Annotated in this window: 5 protein-coding genes; 1 reads left to right on the top strand and 4 read right to left on the bottom strand. The window is 53.6% G+C overall.

The features are described 5' to 3' along the window. Window positions 1–153 precede the first annotated feature (153 nt). The 4 genes from GXX57_05300 to GXX57_05285 all read right to left on the bottom strand — a co-directional run bounded on the left by GXX57_05300 (window position 154) and on the right by GXX57_05285 (window position 7,280). Complete coding sequence (locus tag GXX57_05300) at window positions 154–903, bottom strand: glucose 1-dehydrogenase (protein ID HHV44065.1); 750 nt, start codon at window positions 901–903, stop codon at window positions 154–156. 563 nt (window positions 904–1,466) lie between these two features. Beyond that, window positions 1,467–3,842, bottom strand: coding sequence for a hypothetical protein (locus GXX57_05295; GenBank protein ID HHV44064.1), 2,376 nt, complete (start codon window positions 3,840–3,842; stop codon window positions 1,467–1,469). Window positions 3,843–4,703: 861 nt separating this feature from the next. Next, window positions 4,704–7,043, bottom strand: a complete 2,340-nt coding sequence (locus GXX57_05290; protein ID HHV44063.1) for an exo-alpha-sialidase — start codon at window positions 7,041–7,043, stop codon at window positions 4,704–4,706. A gap of 66 nt (window positions 7,044–7,109) precedes the next feature. Next, entirely contained in the window at window positions 7,110–7,280 is a 171-nt protein-coding gene (locus GXX57_05285) for a hypothetical protein (GenBank protein HHV44062.1), read from the bottom strand. On the opposite strand from GXX57_05285, the gene GXX57_05280 reads away from it, so the two are divergent. Next, window positions 7,281–7,997 (top strand): extracellular solute-binding protein, encoded by a 717-nt coding sequence (locus GXX57_05280; GenBank protein HHV44061.1) that lies wholly within the window; start codon window positions 7,281–7,283, stop codon window positions 7,995–7,997. It begins immediately after the preceding gene. The last annotated feature ends 76 nt before the right edge of the window (window positions 7,998–8,073 follow it).

Raw genomic sequence — 8,073 nt, 5'->3', positions numbered from 1 at the left:
TAACTTAGTCTTACAGCGTTCTTCTTGAAGTCTTCATCATATTGCTGGCGAATTTTGGACATGATTATATTCTCCTCTCGTATAACTCTATCTTATCATCATGTCCGAAATTGTAACATGGACCCCACCTCAAAGAGAGGACTTGTGTCTCCGCTAGTCCTCGTATATCATTTTTCTTGTCATACCACCGTCTATGACCAGATTAATGCCTGTCACAAAGTCATTCTCTTTGGCCGTCAAGTAGAGGCAAGCCCGGGCAATATCCTCGGGTTTTCCAACACGCCGAGACAGGTGCTGTTCATGATCGATTCTTCTCAGTTTTCCATAGTCCCCTGTCTCAATCCATCCTGGGGAGATGGCATTGACGGTGATCCCATCACGACCTAAGGAAGCAGCTAGGGCGTGGGTAACGGCCAGAATACCGCCTTTGGAGGCGGCATAGGCCTCGGAGTTCGGTTCAGACATGATTGCCCGGGTGGAGGCAATATTGACAATGGAACCACCTTCCTGGTTTCGCCGCATGTATTTCGCTGCTTCCCGAGACGCCAGAAAGACGCTTCTTAGGTTGGTGTTAATCACGTCGTCCCATTCTTCCACGGATAGTTCATAGGGAGACTTAGCGATTGACTTACCAGCATTGTTGATCAGAATATCTATCCGGCCATAGGTTTCGTAGGCTGCTTCCATCAACCGGATAATCTCTGATGGGGATCTAACGTCAGTCTGCACGAACAGTGCCTCTCCGCCTTTTTCTTTGATCATGGCGACTGTCTGAGCGCCTCCTGCTGGGTTAATATCGGCAATAACCACATTTGCCCCCTCTTCTGCGTAGACCAATGCAATCCTTCTGCCAATTCCACTCCCGGCACCGGTGACCACCACGGTCTTGTTCAAAAAACTCATCGCATTAGCCCACCCTTGTCTGGATTTCACAGTGCTACCGGGAATTCCCAAAACCGCACTGTCACTTGATCTGCAAATTCGCCAAGTACCTCCCCTGATTCCTGCAAATTAAGCCTCGCATCTGTAAAGAAACACAGATTACTGCGCGTTGAAGAGTTAACCAGTGTTGTCACCGGGCGGGAAACTCGCCCCTTGGAAGCAAGAAACCCAAAAGGGCTTCCGAAGCCCCCGATAAACAAGTAGGACCAATACCCTGATTCCAAAAGAGTCTTTGGTTTTATTGCCCCTTTAGCCAAGGAGGTTCCCCGCAAGGAAACCCCTACAGTAAGCTTCGGTATTTGCTCGCACTGGGTACAGTCAAGAACCGCAAAGCAATGATCCGCAGGTAATAGGGAACCTTTACCCAGGAACGTCCACCGGTCGGTAAGACCACGGATCTGTGAGTACACGGCCTAATGATTCCTGCCAAGCACCATTCCCGTTTGCCCCCCGAACCCAGGAAAAGCATACATAAATAGGCCATCCCAGCCTGGAAAAGACCCAGTACTGGGATGGCATCCCTTCTATTCTAGTTCATACAGAAGATCCAAATTGGCCTCATCCACCAGACCCAGCAGGCGAACATGACCTAACTGCAGCTCTTCTTCCCTTAGAGCATCACCGGTAAGGACAACCCGAAGATAGTGGACCGGTCCGTTCTTGGGTACGGTACCCACCAGATCCAATTGGTGCCACTGCTTACCTGGGGTGACCTTGCTCTCGTAGGCCACCTCCTCCCAGGACTCTGCATCTTCGGATACCTGAATTACGACGCTCGTGTCCACACCGGGTACGGTGGCATACAAGGTAACCTGGAACTGATACAAATTCGGTAGCTTCCAGGCCAAGTATTCATCCTCAGCACCACTGCGTCGGATACGATCTTCGTCACCAAAGAACAATTCCCTGTCCCCTTGGGCATAGACCCATCCTGAGGATTTGTCCACCGTCTTCAGGGATTCCAATTCACCAAACCAGGAAAGCTGTCGGGGTGGCAGGATAGCATCCTCTAGGGTCTCCCAGTTGTGGATCACCACCCGTTCCCGATGTTCCGAAGCCACACCGGCACTGGTGATGGCTCGGACGATCAGGTCATAGGCCCCATCTTCGAAATCCAAGGTGTTCACCAAAAAGCACAGGGGGAGGGTGCCCTTTTCGAAGATGGTGTGCACCGACTGGGGAGGTACATCCCCATCCAAGTCTGCAATAACCCGCTGCAGCGCAACGTTCACATCCAAGATATCCTTCGGAGGAAGCACCGGTTCAATGATCACATCGACCAGGCCATTGAGACGTTCGGCCCCCTGGTCCTTGCGCCGGGGCTGCACCAAGTGAAAGTGCTCCACGTAGAAGGTCGCCTGGTAATGGTGCTCCTTGCCAGCCTCATCGACGATGGCCGCGGTGATCAGGTGTCTTCCCTGGGTGAGTTCCGCGGGTATCAGGGTCAGATCCTTGGGCAGCTCGGTTCCTGCGTAGATTTCTTCACCATCCACGGCAATCTGGACCTGTGCCACCACCATTTCCTGGAGGTCCAGTTCCACAGGAGTCACATCGGTAAGGGTCACACCGGCCAAATAGCCTAAGGCTCCCATGATCTCCTCGGCGTTGGTATCGGTAAGCAACCAAATGGGGCGGGTCAGCTCCGGCAGATGGGCGATCTTTTCTTTGGTGGCCTCCGTGGGCCACAGCCCCCATCTTTCGTAAAAGGGTGTTAGGTTGTAACCGGCCACGTGAGAACTGGTTACGATGAAGGTCTGAATCTTATCATGGTCTGTGGTGGGCAACTGATACCAGGGCATCTCCCGGTACACCCGGTGTAAGGTAGGATAGAAATCCTCACCGAACGCCAGTTGCAGCTGCCAGAACATCACCAACTTCAAGAACAGATCATCCAATTGGGTGTAATCTCGTTCCGGCTGGGTGAAGTACGCAAAGGCCCGATCATAATATCGTTCCTGTTCTAGCCGCGTCCTGTTGCCGAAGTGGGTCTGGACATTGAGGGAGTATATATTCACCGTCACTTCCCCTACCCCATTCCACTTCCACGGGTTCTGCTGATAGGTATGACCAAATTCATGCCAGGGACCCCAACCGTTTTGGGTAAACTGTTGGGTATTGAGAATCGTCTTCATCGCCTGGGAGTTGTAGCCGGTGTGGTTGTAGAACATGTACATGTAGGTTCCAGGTGAGTTGTTCTCCCGCATGTGCTGGCGATACTGACTGGGCCTGTGCCTGGGATCCGGGTCATTCTCATCTAGACCGGAAACCCGGTTTTGGACGTCGATGGCTTCGTCAATGTACTGCAGGAGCAGTACCGGGTCATCTATGTCTTTGGCGGTATCGTAACTGGCGGTAATAAGGACCCGCTTTCCCACCAGTTCAATGGCTGGAACCTCCTTGTATCTTTCCAGCATCTGGTGCCAGTCTTCCAGGGTGTGTTCCCCCAGGACAAAATAGGTGAAGGGTACTCCTCCCTCGATGGTAACCACCGGTGGTTGCTCGGTTGGGTCACTTTCGTTGATGAGATGCACCACTCCACCCTGGGACAAGGGGATGACGTTTCTCCCCTCCTTCAGGGGAATGCCTTCTTTATTGCCATCAAGATAGTGGGCCAAGATCGGGTCAGAGATCACCACCTGGGGCATCGTCCTTTGGTCCGTAGGTCCCACGGTGATCACAAGCGGTTTATCGGGAAGCTTGTAGACCCCGGTGGGCAAGTAGCGGCTCGGCCCACCGAAAAGTTTGGTTTCCCGATCCCTAGCTAGTATCCCCCGTTGATCCAACACCATCGTTACGACATACTCCTCACTGGTCTTTTGGGCCCACACCACGGCCCCGAAGAGGCTACCAATGCAGAGCCCGAAGGCCAATACCCATAGACCAAACCTGCCGTACCTCATGGTCTCCCTCCTTGATTGCTTTTCTTCCCATGGGCAATCTCCATGCCCAGTCCTTGCCGAAGACCCTGAAGCGACATCTCAAGGATCTAAACCATCTTGATCCAACCGATAGTACCCGCTTCTTTTTCCAAGCGAGGGGTTCTTAGGACCCACCGCATATTGATCTGCACAAACCTCAAGTTCACGGTTTTATTCACATTGTGACCATCTTGTTTACGTCCCGATTTTCACTAAACCTAGCGTAACATGCGGTAAAAACCCTGTCAAGAAAGGCCCGTTCAGAGAGCTAAACCACAGCGTTCCTACTCAGGGAACACCTGGACCAAAGGCTTGGCACTATTCAGCGGGGGACCTGAAGAAAAAGAGTATTCTGCCCATTGGAAAGACTCGCTGTCAGCATCGTCAAAACAATCCCTCAAATCCACCACTACCGCCAAAGGATAGCCCCTAGGGATACTGGAAAAGGGGCGAACCTTTTCCATTTCCCACCTTGTATAGGACCAGTACGCATGGCTGCAACGCAACCCCTCCAAGATGTCTCTAATTTGAAGGGCAACCCCTTTGCTGTGCGGAAAACCGTAAAAGACTCCCCTCTTCCCCACAAACATGGGAAGTCCCATTCCTTCGCTAGTGCGGTGGTGCTGGAATAGGTGCAAAGACTACCTGGGGCTTTTCATTCGCAAGACTTACCCTGAGGTTCAAAGTTTCCCACAGCCTTGTCCATACTGGTGACCGAGTATAAGCCTAACCCTGCTATAATTGGTTCACCGGTTCTCCCTTCGGTTCAGCGAATGTCCCAAGAGAACAGAACTAGAAGGGATATTACAGGAGGGGAAAAGGCTCCCCTCCTGATCTTTGACCCTATGGGTTGAGGTCTCCCAGCACCTTTGAGATTAGATCCACTTGCGCCTGCTTGCCATCGGCGGCAGTGATGCTGCCCCCCTTGAGTTCCACACCTACCACTTCCAGTGTTCCCATAGCTTCCGCGGGGATGGTGTACCGGAAGAGCAAAGTGTCCGTACCTGAGCCAGTAACGTAGGCGGCACTGGATTGCGGCAGGCCTGCGCTTTGGACAGCCAGTTCCGGTGTACCAATTACGAAGACCGGTTTAGTGAAGGCCAGGCGAAGTTCCACAGACCGCCCTGGAACAAAGGAATCACCGACCACCGCAATATCGCGAATCCTGGCAGGACCGTCTTCCACCACCTGCGGTTCGTATTTCAGCCATTCCAGATTGAACCGGGTGAACCAAATTGTACAGCCAGATCCGTCAACATAGACGTTGTCTTCGTAAAGAAGGCCGATCTCACCATTGGGTAACACCGTCAGACAGGAATAGGCATAGCCATCGGGGGTGATCACTTTGGAATAGGGCCAGGTCTCACCGCCGTCTTCACTGAGGCGCACTACCCCATTTACGCGGGCGGTTTCACTGGCGGGGTTAGCGAAGATCAACCGGTCCTTACCGTCCCCCAGATCTGGATAGTTAATCACCGTTAGCTGACAATAGGGTTCCAGTAATACCCGATCAAATTCCACGTTTGGCTCCCAGGTTTGCCCGCCGTCTTTGCTAACAGCCACCGCCACCCGGGGCAGTGCGGGGTTGCGCATGAACATCGTCAAGTCGCCGTTAGCCAGTTCCACCACCTGGGCCTCGGTCAGCTGGGCTAGGCTGTTGGTGAGGGTTTCAGAATAAAAGACAGTTTTGCCATCCACCCACACACGTCCATCGTTGGGCGACTCACCCCGTTTCCAGGTGACTCCATGATCATCGCTGTAAATGACTGCACTGGACTGCATGCCATGGGAATTGGTGTAGTAGATGGGAAAGACCAACCGCCCCTTGTGCTCGCCCTTGGTCAACTGAATCCCCCGGCCAGGACCGGTCCCAATGAACCGCATCCATGGTTCCTTCACTTCTGGGTTAAGGTCCCGGGGTTTGGACCAGGTGAGCCCATCGTCGTTGCTGTAAATAATCTGCAAAAAGGCCGTGCCCTGTTCCTTGAGGGGAGAATCCTTAAGGTAGATATTTCCATATAACTCTCCGCTACGGTAGACATTACCCGCCGCGTCCACCACCATGTCTGTCTTTTCCTCGGCGCTGTCATAGACTTCGCCATTTTCCCGCAGGGTGTATACATTTCCGGAAAGGTCGTAGAGGAGCTTGTATCCGCGCTCATCAAAGCCTACCCCCGGCTCTGCCTGGCCAAAACCGTAACCCGCCGGGAAATGGCAGATCAACAGCCAGATGGTACCCGTCTCCTGATCTTGAAGCAAAGACATATCGATCACCGAGGCACCGTCGCTGCCTTCCCCGGGGTAATCGAGCAAAACCTGGATGTCCTCCCAGGTCTCACCATTATCGGTACTTCGACGGATGGCCGCATCAATATTGTTGGGACTATCCGCAGAGTGGCTTACCCGTTTGTCGATCCCCGCAATCAGGGTGCCGTTCTTGGTGGTAATAAGAGATGGAATCCGGTAAGCCCGAGAACCATCAAGTCCCGGATAAAACACCTTCACCGGTTCTGTTTTCACCACTCCCTCGGGCAAGGGGACTTCTCTCCCATCCTTGATGGTGGGCAGACTCAGTTGAATCACTTCCTCTTGGGAAAGCTCCCTGGCATAGACTTGCACTAGATCGATGTCCCCTTCATAGTGCCATTCACCCGGCTCCCCCTTATCATCCACATTACGCCCGATACTCATGGAGTTGAGGCCGGATACAGTGTTGAAAGATACCGGCGTGGAGCCTTCGGCAATAACCCTTCCATCCACGTAAACCTTGGTTCCCGCAGGTCCTAGGGTCAGTACCGCCGTATGCCACTGGCCGTCACTGTAGTTGCCCGGAGCGGTGTATACCTGTTTCACTTTTCCCTCGGTATCCCGCACGTGACACATCAGCTGGCCGTTCACCATCGTAAAGGCGACTTCTCCGTCGGGATACCGGTCATTGGAAGCACTAAAGAAAGTAAAGACACCGGTCTTGGAGGTACGAAAACGGGCCAAGATCGAGGCTTCGGAAAGTCCAATCACCTTGTCCACATCGTCGGTAATATCGATAAAACTGGTGCGACCCGCGAAGCTCTGATTCACCTCGTAGTGAAGAAGGGGTTCCGGTAGAATGCCGGCGAACACCGGTGGAACCAAGACTAAGCATAGCAGTAGAAAACCAGCCACAAACCTATAGTCTCTTTGCAACATCATTCTCCTTTCGCGCATCTGTTGTTCCAAGCTCCGCCGGGCAGGCCGGCGGAGCTACACTCCTCACTGGGCTAGGATGGCCCGGATCTGTTCAGCCACACTGATAGCCGCGTTGGTCACCGACTCTCCTTGAAAACCACGCCAGCCCACTTCGTTAGCCAGGCTAAAGATCCGCTGGGCCTCGGGGTGCCGGGGCATACGGTAGACATCGTTAACCACGTTTAACATCACCACATGGTGGCCGCCCTCTTTTACAACCTTGATATCATCAACGAATCTGGCCTTGCCCCGCCGCCGGCGGAATGGCCCTGGGAAGATTTCATAAAATACGCGGGCAAACTGCGACACATGGATGGCAACGAGATCACCCGCTGGGGCTTTCATGCCTACCATCCCCTTAACTTCGTGCACAGCTGGGGTGGGGCCCTGGTGGACGACTGGCGTAACCCTACCGATACCCTCATCGACTCCCCAGCCTCCATCGCCGGCTATGAAGCCTTTGCGAGCCTGGCCAGTCTGGAGCTGATGCCTCCCTCGGGTTGGTATACCAGCTTGTTTCTTTCGGAGACGGTGCCCATGGTGGTCAGTGGTCTGTGGGGTGCCTACTCTTTTGCCAATGCCAACTTCCAGTGGGACATCACCCTGCCACCCTTAGGTGAGGGGCCGGGCAACGGTCGAGGCTACGAATTTGTGAGCCGGGCTTTGGGTATTAGTACCCAAACCCAGTATCCGGAGGAAGCCTATCGGTTGTTGAAGTTCTTGGCCTATGATGAACGGGCGTTGAAGATTCGGGCCCTCTCCATTGCTTCGGAAGGGGTGCAGGGGGATCTGCCGCCGCGGTTCTCCGTTGCCCGGGGCGAGGCCTTTGTGGGAAACGATCTGGGCCCGAAGAACAAGATGGTATTCATAGGGAATCCCGTAAAGTACACCCTCATAGGTGAACTCTTCTAATCCTTCGGGAAAGATGTCCTCCAGATCCACCTCCGCGTCGTCCTGTACAAAGCCATCCAAGGGCGTGAGCAAACCC

This window comes from Bacillota bacterium, from assembly GCA_012839765.1.
In the GTDB taxonomy this organism is placed as follows: Bacteria; Bacillota; Limnochordia; order DUMW01; family DUMW01; genus DUMW01.
The sequence above is the reverse complement of the archived record's forward strand: the minus strand, read 5'-3'. Positions and strand labels throughout refer to the sequence as shown.

Excerpts from the sequence above, each read along its gene's own strand:
- GXX57_05300 (HHV44065.1), bottom strand. The coding sequence starts at position 903 with ATGAGTTTTTTGAACAAGACCGTGGTGGTCACCGGTGCCGGGAGTGGA.
- GXX57_05280 (HHV44061.1), top strand. The coding sequence starts at position 7,281 with ATGGTGGCCGCCCTCTTTTACAACCTTGATATCATCAACGAATCTGGC.
- GXX57_05295 (HHV44064.1), bottom strand. The coding sequence starts at position 3,842 with ATGAGGTACGGCAGGTTTGGTCTATGGGTATTGGCCTTCGGGCTCTGC.